Consider the following 15,989-nt stretch of genomic DNA (forward strand, 5'->3'; position numbering starts at 1 on the left):
TGTGACCTCAGATGCTCATCTGGCTGAGACCAGGTTCGGAGCTTGAGATTGGCGCGGTTGCGCCAACGGATCAATGGCCGATCTGATTTTGAGAAATTTGACCTGGGTGTATGTCCGAATTGTAAATACGCGTTTCGAAACTTAAATCTGGATAATACCAGCATTCGTACTTCAAATATAGCTTCGCACAAGTGCCCCTGAGATCAGAGACCATCCGTCTGCAACCACGAAGAACGCTAGCTTGAATGGCAGTGATACGATTGCTGGAGGTACCATCATCATTCCCATGGACATCAACACCGCAGCAACAACAAGATCGATGATCAAAAACGGCAGGAATATCAAAAAACCTATCTGGAAGGCGCGTGAAATCTCGGAAAGAAGAAAACTTGGGATCAGCAGAGACAATGGTGCATCAGGTCCTGGCGGAATGGGAATAGTGTCCGGTCGCATGGATGCCATTGACATGAACGTATCGACATCCACTTGCACCGCCATAAAGTTCCGAAACGGTAGAAGTGTTCTTTCAACACCCTCTTCGAGTTCCATACTGTCGTTCAGCAATGGTTGTAGGCCGTTCTCCCATGCAGCAGTGAAAACGGGATCCATTATGAAATAGGTCAGGAACAGAGCCAGGCTGATGATAAGCATATTTGGTGGAGATTGTTGCATTCCCAATGCCTGACGCAGGATAGAGAACACAGTCACTAGAAAAGGAAAGCAAGTCACCATGATCGCTATGCCAGGCGCCAAGCTTAGCAGTGTCACAAGTGCAATCAATTGTATGGTTCTAGCTGTCAAAGCCTCTTCATTTACAATTGAAAACGGGAGGTCTTGGGCGACAGCCGGATCAACTGAAAGAAACACTAAAACTACTGAATAGAATAGCTGTTGCATTCCCGCACCCGACGTCAAGTTCAACTAAAGTCACTTTGCAGGTCAGACACATGTGTAAGCCTTACCGCAAGTTGGCCCTTGTTCTCGCCATCCAACTCCTCCAACTCTCCACGCGCGATTAACGTATCGCCGATGTAGAGCTCTACTGGATCATTGACCCCTCGATCTAATGGCAGAACGGTATCGGAGCCCATTAATAACAGATCCCGAATTAGGGGATTTGCGCGACCAACTGACACTGTTATCTCGATTGGAACATGTGCAAGCAGTGTCGTGTTTTTTACATTTTCGTTGAAGGCGTTCGAATCAATCATATACATTTTCTTTCCTGCTGCTTGCGTAAAATCCTGCAAGTGATAGGGTCATTTCAGAAAAGAGGGACTCAAGGTTAATACTGCGTTCTTCTTCAGAAAAACGAAGATAAACCTGTCCATCGCCTAGAGACGGGTCTTCAATAAAATCAACACAATTACGAATACTCGACTCAACAAGCGGCTCTATTTTTGGTCGATTGGCCGGCGAAGTAATTAATAAAATTCGAGCGTCATTATATTTTTGCATTATACTGATAATTTCTTCTACTACTCTACTTCCTATTGTGTCAGCAGCTAAAGAAGGCAGTGTGGATTTGACAAGCGTTGTGAGTAACGGCTTCATCACCTCTAGTACATGGCTGTATGCATCTTGATAGGTGATAGTCATTTCTTGGAGGTTTCTCGCAAACTCTGATGAAATATGCGTTTGCTCGGTCAAAAGGGCACTACTCGCATCGTCCCAACCAGCTTGATATCCTTTCTCGAAGGCGCCAAGACGTGCATCCTCAACCATGTCTTCAGAAAGATAGATATGCGTTTGATCGGTTTGAGCGTGTTCAAAATCTTCAAGAAGTCGGGCTATGGCCATCACACTTGCCCTCTTCTGTCTTCAAGCCAGCCACGAAGAATTTCGACGGTTTCGTCCTGACGTTCGGCAATCAGGAAACGGAGGCGCTCGACCGAGTCGCCGACCACCGAAACATCCTTGGATTCGAATTTTGCCGGAGTGGGTGCCATTTGTAGACCAATGGGATTGAAATCATCATCTGCTATCTCGCCGGTTAGAGGCGTTAGACTATCGGAGTTCTCGACTTCCTTGGTTGTAGCGAAACTTGGAGCGGTCATCTCATCGCGGAGACCATTGCCACGTAGGATCGGCCGCAAAACGAACAATCCGAGTATGAGAATAACCACGGTCAGTACTGTAAACTGAATCAGTGAAATCGCATCCAGTTGAAGACCTCCTAGTAAGGTCGATGACGACTCTGTTCCTAATGGTTCATTCTGAAGGAACTCCATAGATTTCAACGTGATGACATCGCCGCGACTTTCATCAAAGCCGACCGCAGATGCCACAAGATCGCGGAGGGTTTCCAGTTCTTCGTCAGACCTTGGCTCAAACCTTGCTTCACCGCCGGGTTCAGCAAAAGCGACGCCGTTCACAAGGACCGCAACAGTCATCCTTTTGATTGCTCCTGGTAGCTTCATCAGTTCGCGGGAGGTTTCCGAGACTTCGTAGTTAACTCTCTCGCGGGATTGGTTGTTCGAACTCCGCGCGCCACTACCGGCTTGCGCATCGCCGTCGGGAAGATTGGAGGCGACAGTCACCGTGCCACCAGCCATATTTGTGGAACTGTTGTTCTCCTCTTCGGTGTCCGTACTAATAGCAACGCGGCTGTTGGGATCGAATGACCGCTCTCGTATCGTTTCGGTGTCTGTTTCAGCTGTTATATTCACCTCGACCATTGCGTTTCCAAGACCAACTCTCGCCTCAAGAAGGCGGGTTACGCGCTCACGGATCAAGTTGATGCGCTCATCGCCACGCAGGGTTGATCCGTTGGGGTCAAGAGGTGTGATCAGGCCTGATACACTGTCGATGATTGCAACATCATCGGGCTTCAGTGAAGCGACTGCGGCTGAAACAAGGTATCTGATGGCTTGAGCCTGTTCCTGCGTGAGAGCACCATTCAATGTGGTGACCGTGACCGAGGCAGAGGGTTTTGTCTCGCGCAGAAATGGTGTGCTGCCCGCGCGGGCTATGTGGACGCGCGCTGACTGGATTGCTGGGCTGGTAATGATGGTACGACCCAGTTCACCTTCTTTGGCGCGCCAATAGGTGGCATCGAACATCTGTGCTGTCGTGCCGAAGCCAGTGAGGGAATCCAGTAATTCATAGCCTTGAGCATTGATGGCCGGTAGACCTTCACCCGCGAGCGACATCCGCAAACTGTCGCGCTGAAGCGCGTCCACATAAATCGCAGCGCCGCGGACATCATGCACAACGCTGCGCTGCTCCAGTGCTTGCAATACTTCACCTGCAGCTCGTGCGTCCAGTCCGGCGTATAACAAAGACATCGACGGCGCCGAGGCCAGTTTGCCCAGCCCTAGAATCGCCAAGAACATGATCAAAGACACAATACCGACGACAATGCGCTTTCGGAGATCCAGAGCAGACCAAACATTCAGTATTTGTGGCATTCACACCTCCAGGCTATCGGAGAATTTCACTCTCTCCCGCCCTTATAGGGTGACCCTAATTAACAATCGGTTAGCTCCTCAGCGGTTAGAAGAGAGCAGTCGAAAATGGGGAGTTGCAACAATGGCAAGCGCAGAAGCCTCGGCCGATGCAGTTGACGGGAAATCCGCACGTTGGCCTTTGATAGTTGGTGTTCTGCTGGCCTTGGCGGGTGCCGCAGGTGGGTTTTATCTGGTGTCGGCAGGACTGATTTTGAACGGCGAATCAAAGCCGGTAGCGAAAGCTGCCTCGGACCCTTCTTTACCGGATGTGCGATTTGTGGCCCTTGACCCCATGTTGATTTCTCTGGGTCCAAAATCGAACAACAGGCATCTGCGTTTTACGGCGCAGTTGGAAGTGCCAAGTGCATCGCTATCCGAAGTTCAGAAGATCCTGCCAAGGGTCGTAGATGTGCTGAACAGCTACCTTCGTGCTGTCGAAACTGGGGATATTGAAAATCCCGCAATCCTTTCGAAACTGCGCGCGCAAATGCTGCGACGGATCCAGATCGTCACTGGCGAAGGGCGCGTCCGCGATTTGTTGATCATGGAATTTGTTCTCAACTGACTGGAAAGCCTTATGGAAATGATCGCGGATATCTTGCTCGTTGCTGGTGCCTTGGGGGCAGGTTTCTATTGCTTTGTTCTTGCGCGACGCCTTGCCCGCTTCAATGACCTTGAGAACGGAATGGGTGGGGCGGTGGCCACCTTGTCCGCGCAGGTCGATGATTTGACTCGCGCACTTTCGATGGCGCAAAAAACGGCGACGGCTTCTTCAGGCACATTGGAGAGTTTGACGGAGCGTGCCGATAACGTTGCTCGGAAGCTGGAGCTTTTGGTCGCAACAATGCATGATTTACCAACGGACCCATCCCCAGAACCGACAATATCTGAGTTTGAGAGATCCTCGAAACCTGTGCGGGCGCCGGAGCCAGTATTCATGCGCCATGGAAGCGTAAGCCGCGGGTGATGATTGTGAAGCCTGTTTCAAGAAAAGAAAGTCTCGGCCATCGAACGCTTGGAGTTCTTTCAATTATTGCTGTGCTTTTGATCAGCTCGGCACTCATGCGTTTCAGTATTGGCGCGGGCAAGGCATTTGCAAATGCGGATGGCATAGAGTTGGGCAGTGAACCTTCCGAGCAGGAATGCACGTCCCGACCCGAGCTCGCGGGGTTGCTGGCGGCATTTCAAAGCCGTGAACAAGCGCTTGTCGAGAAAGAAGATCAGATGCGGGCACGCTTGCAGGCGCTTGCTTTCGCCGACCAGGAAGTCGAGGCCAAACTGGCACGCTTGACGGATGTTGAGGAAAAACTTCGCAATACGATTGCGCTGGCCGATTCCGCTGCGGAGGACGACATTTCGCGGCTTGTTTCAGTTTACGAAGCGATGAAACCCAAAGATGCAGCACTGCTTTTCGAGGAGATGGCGCCGGAATTTGCGGCTGGCTTTCTGGCCCGCATGCGGCCTGAATCGGCGGCGGGCGTTCTGAGTGGCTTGAGCCCCGAGGTCGCCTATGCCCTTAGCATCAGACTTGCGGGCCGAAATGCCTTGGTCCCTCAGGATTGACCAGTACATTTCGGAGAAAATTAACCTGAGGTCTTTAGTTTTCGAAAAGTGACCTGATCGGAGATTCTAAGATGTTGGGGATTGTCGGTGTTGTTCTGATTTTTGTGATGGTTTTTGGGGGCTACCTTCTGGCTGGAGGAAAGTTGGGAATCATCCTGAAATCCCTGCCCTTCGAAATGATGATGATTGGGGGCGCGGCTGTAGGAGCGTTCCTGATCAGCAATGATTCATCCGCAGTGAAACACACTTTGAAAGATCTGGGTAAAGTGTTCAAAGGGCCGAAATGGTCATCGCAAGACTACCGCGATTTGTTGTGCCTGCTCTATGAACTTATCCGCCTTGCAAGGCAAAGTCCGGTCGCGATTGAAGAGCATACTGAAGCCCCGGAAATCTCCGCAATCTTCTTGAGATATCCCCGAATTCTTGCGGATAGGGAAGCTGTGCACCTTATCTGTGACACATTGCGGTCAGCGTCGCTGAGCTATGATGACCCGCATCAGGTCGAAGAGGTGCTTGAAAAAAGAATAGATGAAAACCTCCATCACGCGATGCATTCAAGTCACGCACTTCAGACCGTGGCAGACGGTCTTCCAGCGCTTGGTATTGTGGCTGCAGTGCTTGGTGTGATTAAAACAATGGGTTCAATTGACCAGCCACCTGAGGTGCTGGGAAAGATGATCGGCGGCGCTCTTGTTGGAACTTTTCTTGGCGTATTCCTAGCCTACGGGTTGGTTGACCCATTCGCCTCAAAGTTGAAGAATGTAGTCGAGGAAGACGCCCATTTCTATCAACTGATCCGAGAGGTTCTTGTCGCCAATCTTTACAATCATCCAACTAACATTTGCATCGAAGTCGGACGTCAGAATACGCCATCTCACTGTCGGCCCAGCTTCAATGACCTTGAAGAAGCTCTCAAAACTATCAAACAGGAAGCAGCATGATCCGGTTGATTGCTTCGCTCTTCTTCCTGTTGGCGGCTGCGGATGTTGCAACGGCACAAACGCTAATTGTACGAACAGGAGAACACGGTGAGTTCACGAGAATTGTAGCCAACCTTCCAGATGACATGAGCCCAAGGGTCATACCCACGGCTTATGGGTTGGAAATCCAGTTTCCAACAGAGCCTGACGAAATCGATGTTACAAATACTTTTGCACGGATTGATCGTGAACGCATCGCGAATATTTCGATTCAGTCAGATCAAAGAACTATTCGCGTGGAATTTGCATGTGAATGCGGGTTTCGAACCTTCACACAAGACAGAGAATTTCTTGTGATCGATGTTGGAGAAACTTTCCCATTTGAACTTACTGCGGATGTATCCGATCGGATAATGACTGGAATACGCAGGAGTGAACCCTTGCAAACATCACAGATATTACCACTCTTTTTCATCAGTCAGCAGGATGATCCAGAATTATCGCAATTCTTTGATAATCGAACTGAAGCATCGCTCAGCGCACCTACCAGTGCAGCAATTTTTCGAGAGAACCTTCAAGAACGGTCAAATCAAAGTGACATGGATAGTCGCGTAGAAGGTGTAGATGTTTCATTATTGAACGCGATCAAACTAGCTACAAGACGTGGCATTCTGAATGTTGACCAGGTAGGTAATGCGGACGCAAAAAAACCTGACGTCATTCACCGCCTGAAGCGGGTCGAAAACATCCAAACACATATGGATGAAGGTCAAAATCCTGATGGTCGAGCAATAGACCGCTCTGCGGGCGAAGATACCAATTGTTTGGCAGAAAGCGATCTGAACATTGGTGAGTGGTCTGCAAGTCAAAATTTTTCCGATGGATTAGCCCTTTGGAACCGCAGTTTAGTTCAAGATTTAGACAAGCTGGATTCAGCGAGCGTTTTGGCCTTGGCTAGGCACTATATTTATTTTGGATTTGGAGTTGAAGCTATGGCCGCCTTGTCGTTGGTGCCGGATCTTAAACAGGCCTCCCCAGTTATCTTCAGCTTGTCGCAGATTTTGGACCAGGGTTGGGATGCCGAGAATACAACTTTCCAAGGGATGCTCCAATGTGAGGGTCCAGCTTCCCTTTGGTCAGCCATGTCCCTAGAATTTTTACCCAAAGCGTCAGGGATAAATACGCGTGCTGTTCGTCTGGCATTCGAGGCGTTGCCACGAAATCTGAAAGAAAATATCGGCCCCCAACTTGCCGCACGACTTTCGAAAGCTGGAGAGACAGTAGCAGCTGATGCTATACTTGCCAGCATATCTAGTAACAATTCTGAAATTTCACCTTATATTGAGTTGTCCAAAGCAAAGCTAAGTCTGGATTTGTCTAATCAGCCCGAGGCTCAAATTCGTTTGGAGCAAGTTTCTCGACTAAACTCAGAGCTAGCTCCGATCGCCCTTATCGACCTGATTAAATCAAAAATAAATCAGAGTCACAGTGTTGAGAGAGAACTAATAGAAGTTCTCGAGTCATATATCTTTGAGTATAGAGGTACAGACATCGAGAAGGATCTCAATTATACTCACATAATTGCTCTTGCATATTCCGATCAATTTCAGACCGCTATAGATTATCTGATTGAAACAAAAGATACTATATCGCATCAAGGCCGACTTGAAGCGATGTCACAAGTTATTGAGCGACTGGTTAGTCACGCATCAGACGTAGATTTTCTGGCTATAGCAGCGCAGGCGGGCTTACCTGATATGTCAATTCAGGCTCGAAGTGTATTAGTGGAAAGGTTGCTGTCATTGGGATTTAAAGACTTAGCACAGCGAGACGATTTACTTTCTGGAGAATCAACAATAGAGGTAAATCAAGAATTTTCCCATGATTTAGCTAATTCAGCTTCCAGGTATCTAGTAAATGAACAGGTGGAACTTCCTTTACAAAATGAAGGCAACACCTTTTCTCGTGATCGGAGGGGCGATCTTGGTTTGACCACTGCTGAGAATAAAACCCTCGAGAGTTTTCATTCTAGGGCTTTCGAAGACGAGCAACGTTTTCTACCCGTAATAAATCAGAGTGATGGATCTCGTGAGCTTGGTGTCGCGAATGTCTCGGAACTTGCTGAATTGATGTTTGGACAGACGGAACCGTCAGAAGGGTTGGATTCTGATGAAAACAAGCGAAGGCAGCTTGTCACCCTTGGTCAAGCCAAAGACCTTATTACTGAAAGTAACTCAACGCGGCAAAAACTTAAGGAGTTTTTGGATAATTTTCAAATAGTCCAGTAGAAAAAAATCACGTTAGTATGCCCGCGAAGAGTAAATTACAGTGACCTATCGTTAAGACATTAAGTGTATTGCTCATTTGGTAAGAGAAAGAAGAACTTTAGAGAGTTGTAGCTGCTTCCCAGAATGAAGAATAAATAGTGAGTATCGTATTGCTTCGAATTCGACGATATTGTAAAATTCAACTGGCTTTAGCCGTAGTTTTCGGAAGCTTGGTAAATGCTTCCGTTTTCTTGGTCTTTACGCCGTCGGCTCTGCAAAGCAAAACAATCGGACCACACAACAGCCACGTATCCAATCTTTGCGATGAAGCTTCTAGGATAGCTTCGAAAGATTTTGGTATTCCTGAGCGAGTTTTGCTGGCAATTGCGCGAACAGAAACAGGGCGTAGCGCACAGGGTAATACATACCCGTGGCCGTGGGCAGTGAACATGGAGGGTCGCAGCTTATGGTTTGATACTGAAAACGAAGCGCTGACATTTGTGTTTGACCATTTCAAAACCGGATCAAGAAATTTCGATGTAGGTTGCTTCCAGATCAGTTACAGGTGGCACGGCGCGGCCTTTACTTCGATTGAACAGATGTTTGATCCTATAGAAAATGCCCGCTACGCAGCCTCCTTTCTCAAATCCCTTTATGCCAAGAGTGGGGACTGGACAAAGGCCGTTGGTGCGTATCACTCAAGAACGAAGGAATATGCGGACCGGTATATGGTCAAATTTCGGTCGTCGTTTGCCGAAGTTGACTCAAGCAAGTCTCCTGTATTCGTTCCTTCTCTACCGACTGCGCGTGAGCCGCGCCAGAACCGTTTTCCGTTAATTCAAGATGGCCCGATTTCTGGTCTGGCTTCCCTTGTGCCGCTTCCAAATGCGACTGCTGTGACACCTGTCATCAATCTGCAGTCCTTGCCCGAGGGATAAGCCTATGTGGGTTGAGGTCTTGGTGCGACCTACCGTTCTTTTAGCGCTCGCGCTTATGGGGATCATCATCATGATGATCTTGCCTGTTCCCTCGATAATTCTGGACATCGGCCTCGCGCTTTCTTTCGCACTGGCTGTCCTAATATTCACAGTCACGTTGTTCATAGAGCGCCCTCTGGATTTTTCGGCTTTTCCAACCGTCCTGTTGGCGACTTTGATGTTGCGGCTGTCGCTGAACATTTCCTCAACAAAGCTGATTATTGGGGAAGGACACACGGGAACAGACGCGGCCGGGGATGTCATAGAAGGTTTTGCCAATTTTATCATGGGCGGCAGTATCTTTCTGGGCCTAGTGGTATTTTGCGTTCTGTTGATTGTGAACTTTCTGGTCATTACCAAAGGGGCAGCCCGTATGGCTGAAGTGGGTGCCCGCTTTGCACTTGATGCGATGCCCGGAAAGCAAATGGCCATAGATAGCGATCTGGCCGCTGGTGCCATCGACCATACAGAGGCGAAAGCTAGACGTGAGCGCGAGCAACAAGAGACAACATTTTTCGGATCGCTTGATGGTGCGTCAAAATTCGTGAAGGGTGATGCCATTGCAGGGCTTCTGATCACTATTTTGAACTTGGTCATGGGGTTGGTCATGGGTACCGTCATTCACGATATGCCCGTGTCAACGGCATTTGAAACCTATGCGATCCTTACAGTCGGCGATGGTCTGGTCACGCAAATCCCGGCCGTTATCATTTCGATCGCGGCTGCCTTGCTTTTGGCGCGTGGCGGAGCCTCGGGCTCCACCGATCTGGCGCTTACGGCTCAATTGGGGCGTCATCCGGCCGCTTTAGGCACGGTTTGTCTTCTGCTGGGGCTTTTTGCGTTTCTTCCTGGGCTCCCGTTTGGCCCTTTCATAGTTGGAAGCGTAATCTTGGGACTTAGCGCGGTTTTTATCCAACGCAACAAGATAGATGGTCGCAAGCAGGCCGATTTACCTGAACCACACCAAACCCAAAGTCCTGTCTCCGCCATGGGTGATGTTCTTGATGTCGACGACATCCATGTCGAGTTTGCGCCCGATCTGGTCAGTATGGTGCTTGACCCGGGAACAGGTCTTGATGCGCGTATTACAAATATGCGACTGCACGTCGCCAAAACCTTTGGCCTCATCCTTTCTGAGATACGGTTGACTGACGACCACACCATTCCGCCTGGCTACTATGTGATCCGGTTGCAAGGTGTTGAGGTGGTGCGCGCACGTATCTATCCCGAGGAGGTTCTTGCCTTGCATCATGGAGGTATTGACCTGTTGCCAGTCGGGAAAGATGTCCGCGAACCTGTCTATAATGCGCCGGCAAGGTGGATTGCCTCCGACGCGCAAGACGCGATGGCGTTGTCAGGCATCACAGTTGTGACTCCTGCAGAGGTCCTTGCTACACATCTTCTGGAGGTAATAAAGCGGAACCTTGGCAGACTGCTTAGCCTGAAGTCCCTCCGGCGTATTCTGGACGAGATGACCCGTTTATCCGATCCCATCCGTGCCGAGGCGAACCGCAGGCTTTTGGACGAAATGATACCCGACCATGTTTCTATCGATATGCTACACGCCGTATTGCGGTTGCTGTTGGAAGAGCAGGTATCCATCCGGAATCTGCCGCTCATTCTTGAGGCCACAGCAGAGGGTCGGCGACAGTCTTCGACTGCCGGCTCGATATGTGACCATGTGCGCGCCCGCCTCGGATTTCAACTGGTGGCTGAACTGCGTCGCGAGGATGGTAGTATCCCCTTGCTTCAACTGGCATCTGAATGGGAGGATGTATTCGCGACCTATCAGATAGACGGTGAGAGAGGTGCCGTGGATATTGCGCTGCCGCCGGAAGTTTTCAACCGATTGGCTTCGGCTGTAAGTGATCAGGTAAACGCAGCGGTAGATCGTGGTATCTTTCCCGCTTTGGTCACTTCGACACAACGCCGGCGCTTCTTGCGAACTGTCTTGAAAGCGCGCGGTATCTCCAATCCTGTGCTGTCCTTTGAGGAAATCGGTCTGGAGGCGCGACCCTCTTTGGTCGGCGTGGTCGCGGCGTGACAAGTCATCTTCCATTGCTGCTCGCGAATGGCCAGTTGGCATTGTGGTACGGGTTTTTAGTGTTCTTACGCGTCGGGAGTGTAGTGATGGTGCTTCCCGCGTTCGGGGAACAGACCGTGCCGGTACGGGTCAAACTGGCTGTGGGGCTGTGTTTCACAATGATCGTTGCTGCAGCTATGCCAATCGAGAACCTGCCAGCCGATCGCTTGATGACCTCTTTTATTCCCTATCTTGTGGCCGAGCCAGTCAACGGCTTGATCCTCGGTATTGGGTTTCGCCTTTTTGTCATGGCTCTGCAGATGGCCGGCGTGATTGCGGCGCAGGCGCTGTCGCTTTCGCAGATCCTTGGGGGGGCGGGTGTAGACCCGATGCCCGCCGTGGGTCAGGTCCTGCTTGTGGCCGGTCTTGCCTTGGCCACGATGTCGGGATTGCACGTACAGGTTGCAGAAGCATTGATCTTGTCTTATGACGCTCTGCCTGCGGGGCAGCTACCAGTGCCGTCGGATCTGGCGCGTTGGGGTCTCGATCAGATCGCCCACAGCACCGCCCTTGCCTTCAGCCTTGCCGCACCTTTTCTGATCATTTCAGTTTTGTACAATCTGACGCTCGGTGTCATAAATCGCGCGATGCCGCAGCTCATGGTCACCTTCATTGGCGCGCCCGCCATTACATTGGTCGGCTTGATACTTTTGTTGTTGTTCGTGCCCTTGATGCTGGCAGTTTGGATCAGGGCGTTGCAGGTATTTGCCACCAATCCATTCAGCGCGTCGTTGTAGGTCAAGCCAATGGCCGCATCCACAGAAGACGCCAGCGAAAAATCACTGGAACCAACCCAACGAAAACTGGAACAGGCCCGCAGCAAAGGGGACGTTGCGCGGTCCAACGACCTGACGACTGCAGCGGGCTATGCCGGTTTCTTGATCGCATGCCTTGTTGTATCAGCCGGTTCGTTTTCAGACTTGGGTGCTTTGCTGTCCTCCTTTTTGGAATGGCCAGACCAGTTGGCGCCCCTGATGTTCGACGCGTCAGGGGCCTCTTCCGTGAACCGGCTTTTGGAGGGCGTTCTGTATTTTCTGGCGCCTTGGGTGCTTTTGCCAGCGGCCTTTTCACTCGCCAGTGTTTTTGTACAGAACGGGTTTGTTTTTACCCCGTCGCGCCTTGTTCCCAAGATGTCACGCGTTTCGCCCATTGCAAATGCCGCACAGAAACTGGGCCGAAGCGGGTTGTTCGAGTTTGCAAAAAGTCTGCTCAAACTGTCGATCTATGCGGGTGCGCTATGGTTCCTTGTTCAGGCAAACTTGGAAAAGATGGCTCTATCCATCTGGACAGAGCCAAAGATCGCAATGATTACCTTGTCCGATCTTCTGGTGGCTTTCGTGACTGTCGTTGTTCTGGTCGCCCTCGCTATCGGGTTGGGAGATTTGATCTGGCAGCGACAGGATCACATCCGCAAGAACCGGATGTCTTTTCAGGAGATGCGTGATGAAGCCAGGGAATCGGAAGGCGATCCGCACCTTAAGCAGGAACGGCGGCGCCGTGCGAATGACATCGCAAGCAACCGGATGCTGCTGGACGTGCCCAAGGCTGATGTGGTGATCGTGAACCCGACCCACTACGCCGTTGCCCTGCACTGGAGCCGCAAAAAGGGTGAGGCACCGGTTTGCGTCGCAAAGGGTGCCGACGAGATTGCGGCCAGAATTCGTGAACTTGCAGCAGAGCACGGCGTCCCTTTGCATCGTGATCCTGCGACGGCCCGCGCCCTTTTCGCGATGACAGAGATCGGATCGGAAATCGCACCCGAACACTACAAGGCTGTTGCTGCTGCGGTCCGCTTTGCTGAAACCATGAGGCGGAAGGTTAAAAGATCGAAATGATAGAGAAACAACCAGATGAGATCGCGCAGCTTATGGACTTGGTTTTTCAGCAGAGGCTTTCATTCAACCAGAAACTCGTCCAAGAAGAAGCCACGCTTCGCCACGCTTTGGTGCGTTTGGGCAATGCAGATTTTGCCAACACATCATGCAAAACAGAGCATCACGGCATGCGCGCGGTCGGCGCGGATCTGTTGTGGCAAGCCTGGCTGACCCGCCATAAGATCGAAATGAACACGCGGCTCGCAAATGTACTTGCAAGAAAGGAGATATCCTCGACCGCGTTGCGCAAGGCTTTCGGGCGGTCACAGGCAGCGGATGCAATCAGGGATCAGTTTCAGGTAGAAGCAAAGCTGAACCGCCAGAGGCGTGACAACGCAAACTGACCGAATGTTCCGATCATACATCCTGACGCGCAAGGTCGGTAATCAGAACATCGTTTACAACCTTACCCAAAACACTCTGCCCTGCGTCTTTTAAGGCGCGGCGCAAAATGGCCATGTTTGCGTTTTCCGTAAAAGAACCCTGAAATCCACCGATATTGGCGTGATTGAACAAAACCTGCAGAAAAGCGTCACGCAGCTTTGGTTCGCGATCAAAAACGGTTTGGGAATGCCCCTTCTCGATGTCGACACTTAAAGACAGAATAACAAGAGCACGGACCCGTTCTTCAACAACGACAGGGATGATGAACTGGTTGTTCATCTTCACATATTCCTGGTTTGCCGGATCGCGGTACGATATTGATTCAAAAATGCTTTCGGGCTCGGTTGGGATTTGCCCGCAGGGGTTTCCCTCCTCCAAAGCAACGGTGTCAGCCGGTAGATCAGGCTTCAAGACAACTCCGGCGGCGATACCCGCGCCAATTCCGAACATGGCAAGAAAAACCGGCAGTAACTTTTTCATCGGAGTTCCTTAAAACGGCAAAAGCGCGTCCAATAACTGTTGTCCGTATCGGGGCTGCTGCATGTCGCTGATCTGCCCCCTGCCACCATAAGACACGCGGGCCGAAGCGATCTTGTCATATGTAATCTCATTCTGTCGGCTTATGTCAGCAGGACGCACAAAGCCTGTCACAAAGAGCTCGCGCATCTCGAAATTGACCCTGACCTCTTGCGATCCCTGGATCGATAGCACGCCGTTCGGCAGCACATCGAGGATTGTGGCCGCGATCCGCAATGTCAGCTTTTCGTTGCGGCGAACCGACCCTGTTCCGCGCGAGTCGCTGTCAGAATCAATTGATACTGCCCCTGCCATTGTGGCCCCGTCGGGCAGTCTTTCGTTCAGGCGTTGGGGGATACCGAACAATTGCGGTATTCCGAGGCTTTCAGACCCGCTTCTGGATCTTGCACTTGTGTTGGAAATTTCGGCCTTTTCGTCGATTTCGACGACAACGGTCAGGATATCACCACGCTGCATAGCGCGACGGTCGCCCAGCAGTGACTGTCTGCCGCCTGTCCAAAGCGAAGCCCGCGACACTGGTGCTTCGACAACAGTCAAGAGGGGCAAACCCGGTGATAGCATGGCGCTGTGCTCGATGCTGCTGATGCTGGGTGTGAATGGCGGAACCCTACCCATATGCGCTTCACGGCCACAGGCGGCAGCAAGAATGGCGACACAACAGCAGACACTGATCAGGCGGAACATGGGTTTTTCCTCTTTACTTAACCAGAACGCTGCCGTCAGGTTGGATCTTGCCTGCGACTGTCATGCGCGACGCAAGATTGAGAACGCGCAGATGCTCGCCTACCCCCCCACGCCCAAGGGCACGGGCCTCGGTGGTGATCTTGAGCCCGCCGGAGGTATAGACCAACAGAACGGTCTGGTTTCGATCAACGATCGCGGCCGGCCCCACGTCGCCCGGTCGAACAGGTTTGTCAGGATACAGCGCCAGTCTGGTTTCCAATCCGACCAGCAGGCCTGGGTCTGTATAGGCCCCGGCGGTTTCAAGCGGCCGGATGGCGAGATCCTGTTCCGTCAGAATTGTCTGGGCGCGGATCGCCCTTGTCGCAACCACGGTGTCAGCGAGCGTAGGCGAATAAACCGCCATGAAGAAAAGAGCTGCGATTGTTCGCATCATCGCACCTGTGTCGTCGCGCCAAGCATCTGATCGGCCGCCGAGATCACCTTGGCGTTTAGTTCATAGCCGCGTTGTGCTTCGATAAGTTCGGTAATCTCGCGCACCGGATCGACGGAACTGTCCTCAAGATAGCCTTGGCGCAATGTGCCCAGACCATCCAGACCCGGCTCTGCGACGAGAGAAGGCCCCGAGGCTTCGGTTTCCACGAACAAATTGCCGCCGATCGCTTCAAGCCCCTTGGGGTTCGTGAAGCTCGCAAGAGTGAGCTGTCCAAGCAACTGTGCTTCTGTGGCTTCAGCAAAATAGGCGTATACTTCGCCCGACGCGTTGATGGACAGACTTCGCGCGTCCTCGGGCACAACGATTTCCGGTACGACAGGAAAGCCGTCCGACGTAACGATCAGACCCTCGGCTGATCGCTTCAGTCCGCCGTCGCGGGTAAAGGCGGCCTGACCGGACGGTAGCGATACTTCAAGATAGCCGCGCCCTTCGATTGCGAGGTCAAGATCACCGCCGGTTTCCGAAAGCGCGCCCTGCGCCATCTGCATCGACACGGAAGCTGGCCGGACTCCAAGTCCAAGCTGCACCCCGGTTGGCAAAACGGTTCCGTCTGCGGCATTGATCGTTCCAGCACGCGTCATCTGCTGGTAATGCAGGTCCGAGAATTCGGCGCGCCGTGCGTTGTAGCCGGTGGTGGACATATTCGCGAGGTTGTTCGAAATCGTTTCGACCCGCATCTGTTGGGCCGCCATTCCAGTAGCAGCAATTTTGAGGGCGCGCATTCTGCAACTCCTGTGCCGGTTAATTCAGCGGGAAAT

General features: G+C 51.5%; 18 protein-coding genes. 10 read left to right on the forward strand and 8 right to left on the reverse strand.

Annotation, left to right across the window (positions count from 1 at the left end; all coding sequences use genetic code 11):
- Positions 1–171: 171 nt before the first annotated feature.
- The 4 genes from fliP to fliF are packed head-to-tail and all read right to left on the reverse strand — an operon-like array spanning position 172 to position 3,410.
- Positions 172–897 carry a flagellar type III secretion system pore protein FliP gene (fliP, locus tag K7H22_RS03330; RefSeq protein ID WP_230799305.1) on the reverse strand — a complete coding sequence of 242 codons (726 nt, stop codon included), beginning with the start codon at positions 895–897 and terminating at the stop codon, positions 172–174.
- 20 nt (positions 898–917) lie between these two features.
- Positions 918–1,211 (reverse strand): FliM/FliN family flagellar motor switch protein, encoded by a 294-nt coding sequence (locus K7H22_RS03335; protein ID WP_230799365.1) that lies wholly within the window; start codon positions 1,209–1,211, stop codon positions 918–920.
- Positions 1,204–1,800, reverse strand: coding sequence for a hypothetical protein (locus K7H22_RS03340; RefSeq protein WP_230799306.1), 597 nt, complete (start codon positions 1,798–1,800; stop codon positions 1,204–1,206). The genes K7H22_RS03335 and K7H22_RS03340 overlap by 8 nt, the downstream gene beginning before the upstream one ends.
- Entirely contained in the window at positions 1,800–3,410 is a 1,611-nt protein-coding gene (fliF, locus tag K7H22_RS03345; RefSeq protein ID WP_230799307.1) for a flagellar basal-body MS-ring/collar protein FliF, read from the reverse strand. The genes K7H22_RS03340 and fliF overlap by 1 nt, the downstream gene beginning before the upstream one ends.
- Before the next feature lie 121 nt (positions 3,411–3,531).
- Between fliF and K7H22_RS03350 the strand changes: the two genes are divergently transcribed.
- The 10 genes from K7H22_RS03350 to K7H22_RS03395 all read left to right on the forward strand — a co-directional run bounded on the left by K7H22_RS03350 (position 3,532) and on the right by K7H22_RS03395 (position 13,477).
- Positions 3,532–4,014 (forward strand): flagellar basal body-associated FliL family protein, encoded by a 483-nt coding sequence (locus tag K7H22_RS03350; RefSeq protein WP_230799308.1) that lies wholly within the window; start codon positions 3,532–3,534, stop codon positions 4,012–4,014.
- A gap of 12 nt (positions 4,015–4,026) precedes the next feature.
- Positions 4,027–4,416, forward strand: a complete 390-nt coding sequence (locus K7H22_RS03355; protein ID WP_230799309.1) for a hypothetical protein — start codon at positions 4,027–4,029, stop codon at positions 4,414–4,416.
- Positions 4,416–5,012 (forward strand): MotE family protein, encoded by a 597-nt coding sequence (locus K7H22_RS03360; protein WP_230799310.1) that lies wholly within the window; start codon positions 4,416–4,418, stop codon positions 5,010–5,012. The genes K7H22_RS03355 and K7H22_RS03360 overlap by 1 nt, the downstream gene beginning before the upstream one ends.
- Positions 5,013–5,083: 71 nt before the next feature.
- On the forward strand, positions 5,084–5,953 hold the full coding sequence (gene motA / locus K7H22_RS03365; protein WP_230799311.1) for a flagellar motor stator protein MotA: 870 nt from the start codon (positions 5,084–5,086) through the stop codon (positions 5,951–5,953).
- Complete coding sequence (locus K7H22_RS03370; protein ID WP_230799312.1) at positions 5,950–8,220, forward strand: hypothetical protein; 2,271 nt, start codon at positions 5,950–5,952, stop codon at positions 8,218–8,220. Before motA ends, K7H22_RS03370 begins: the two co-directional genes overlap by 4 nt.
- 137 nt (positions 8,221–8,357) lie before the next feature.
- A complete protein-coding gene (locus K7H22_RS03375) occupies positions 8,358–9,137 on the forward strand; it encodes a lytic transglycosylase domain-containing protein (RefSeq protein WP_230799313.1) in 780 nt (259 codons plus the stop codon).
- 4 nt (positions 9,138–9,141) lie between these two features.
- Complete coding sequence (flhA, locus tag K7H22_RS03380; RefSeq protein WP_230799314.1) at positions 9,142–11,220, forward strand: flagellar biosynthesis protein FlhA; 2,079 nt, start codon at positions 9,142–9,144, stop codon at positions 11,218–11,220.
- A complete protein-coding gene (locus K7H22_RS03385; protein ID WP_330165828.1) occupies positions 11,217–11,996 on the forward strand; it encodes a flagellar biosynthetic protein FliR in 780 nt (259 codons plus the stop codon). Before flhA ends, K7H22_RS03385 begins: the two co-directional genes overlap by 4 nt.
- Before the next feature lie 9 nt (positions 11,997–12,005).
- Positions 12,006–13,094 carry an EscU/YscU/HrcU family type III secretion system export apparatus switch protein gene (locus K7H22_RS03390; RefSeq protein ID WP_230799316.1) on the forward strand — a complete coding sequence of 363 codons (1,089 nt, stop codon included), beginning with the start codon at positions 12,006–12,008 and terminating at the stop codon, positions 13,092–13,094.
- Positions 13,091–13,477, forward strand: coding sequence for a hypothetical protein (locus K7H22_RS03395; protein WP_230799317.1), 387 nt, complete (start codon positions 13,091–13,093; stop codon positions 13,475–13,477). The genes K7H22_RS03390 and K7H22_RS03395 overlap by 4 nt, the downstream gene beginning before the upstream one ends.
- A 13-nt stretch (positions 13,478–13,490) precedes the next feature.
- Here the strand turns inward: K7H22_RS03395 and K7H22_RS03400 are convergent, their stop codons facing one another.
- From K7H22_RS03400 to flgG, 4 genes are read right to left on the reverse strand one after another with little or no spacing between them, the layout of a single operon-like run.
- Complete coding sequence (locus K7H22_RS03400; protein WP_230799318.1) at positions 13,491–13,997, reverse strand: flagellar basal body-associated FliL family protein; 507 nt, start codon at positions 13,995–13,997, stop codon at positions 13,491–13,493.
- Positions 13,998–14,006: 9 nt separating this feature from the next.
- Positions 14,007–14,738 carry a flagellar basal body L-ring protein FlgH gene (flgH, locus tag K7H22_RS03405; protein ID WP_230799319.1) on the reverse strand — a complete coding sequence of 244 codons (732 nt, stop codon included), beginning with the start codon at positions 14,736–14,738 and terminating at the stop codon, positions 14,007–14,009.
- A gap of 13 nt (positions 14,739–14,751) precedes the next feature.
- A complete protein-coding gene (gene flgA / locus K7H22_RS03410; protein WP_230799320.1) occupies positions 14,752–15,168 on the reverse strand; it encodes a flagellar basal body P-ring formation chaperone FlgA in 417 nt (138 codons plus the stop codon).
- Positions 15,168–15,953 carry a flagellar basal-body rod protein FlgG gene (gene flgG / locus K7H22_RS03415; RefSeq protein ID WP_230799321.1) on the reverse strand — a complete coding sequence of 262 codons (786 nt, stop codon included), beginning with the start codon at positions 15,951–15,953 and terminating at the stop codon, positions 15,168–15,170. The genes flgA and flgG overlap by 1 nt, the downstream gene beginning before the upstream one ends.
- Positions 15,954–15,989: the final 36 nt, after the last annotated feature.

The sequence above is a fragment of the Seohaeicola saemankumensis genome, from assembly GCF_021021435.1.
Taxonomy (GTDB): domain Bacteria; phylum Pseudomonadota; class Alphaproteobacteria; order Rhodobacterales; family Rhodobacteraceae; genus Seohaeicola.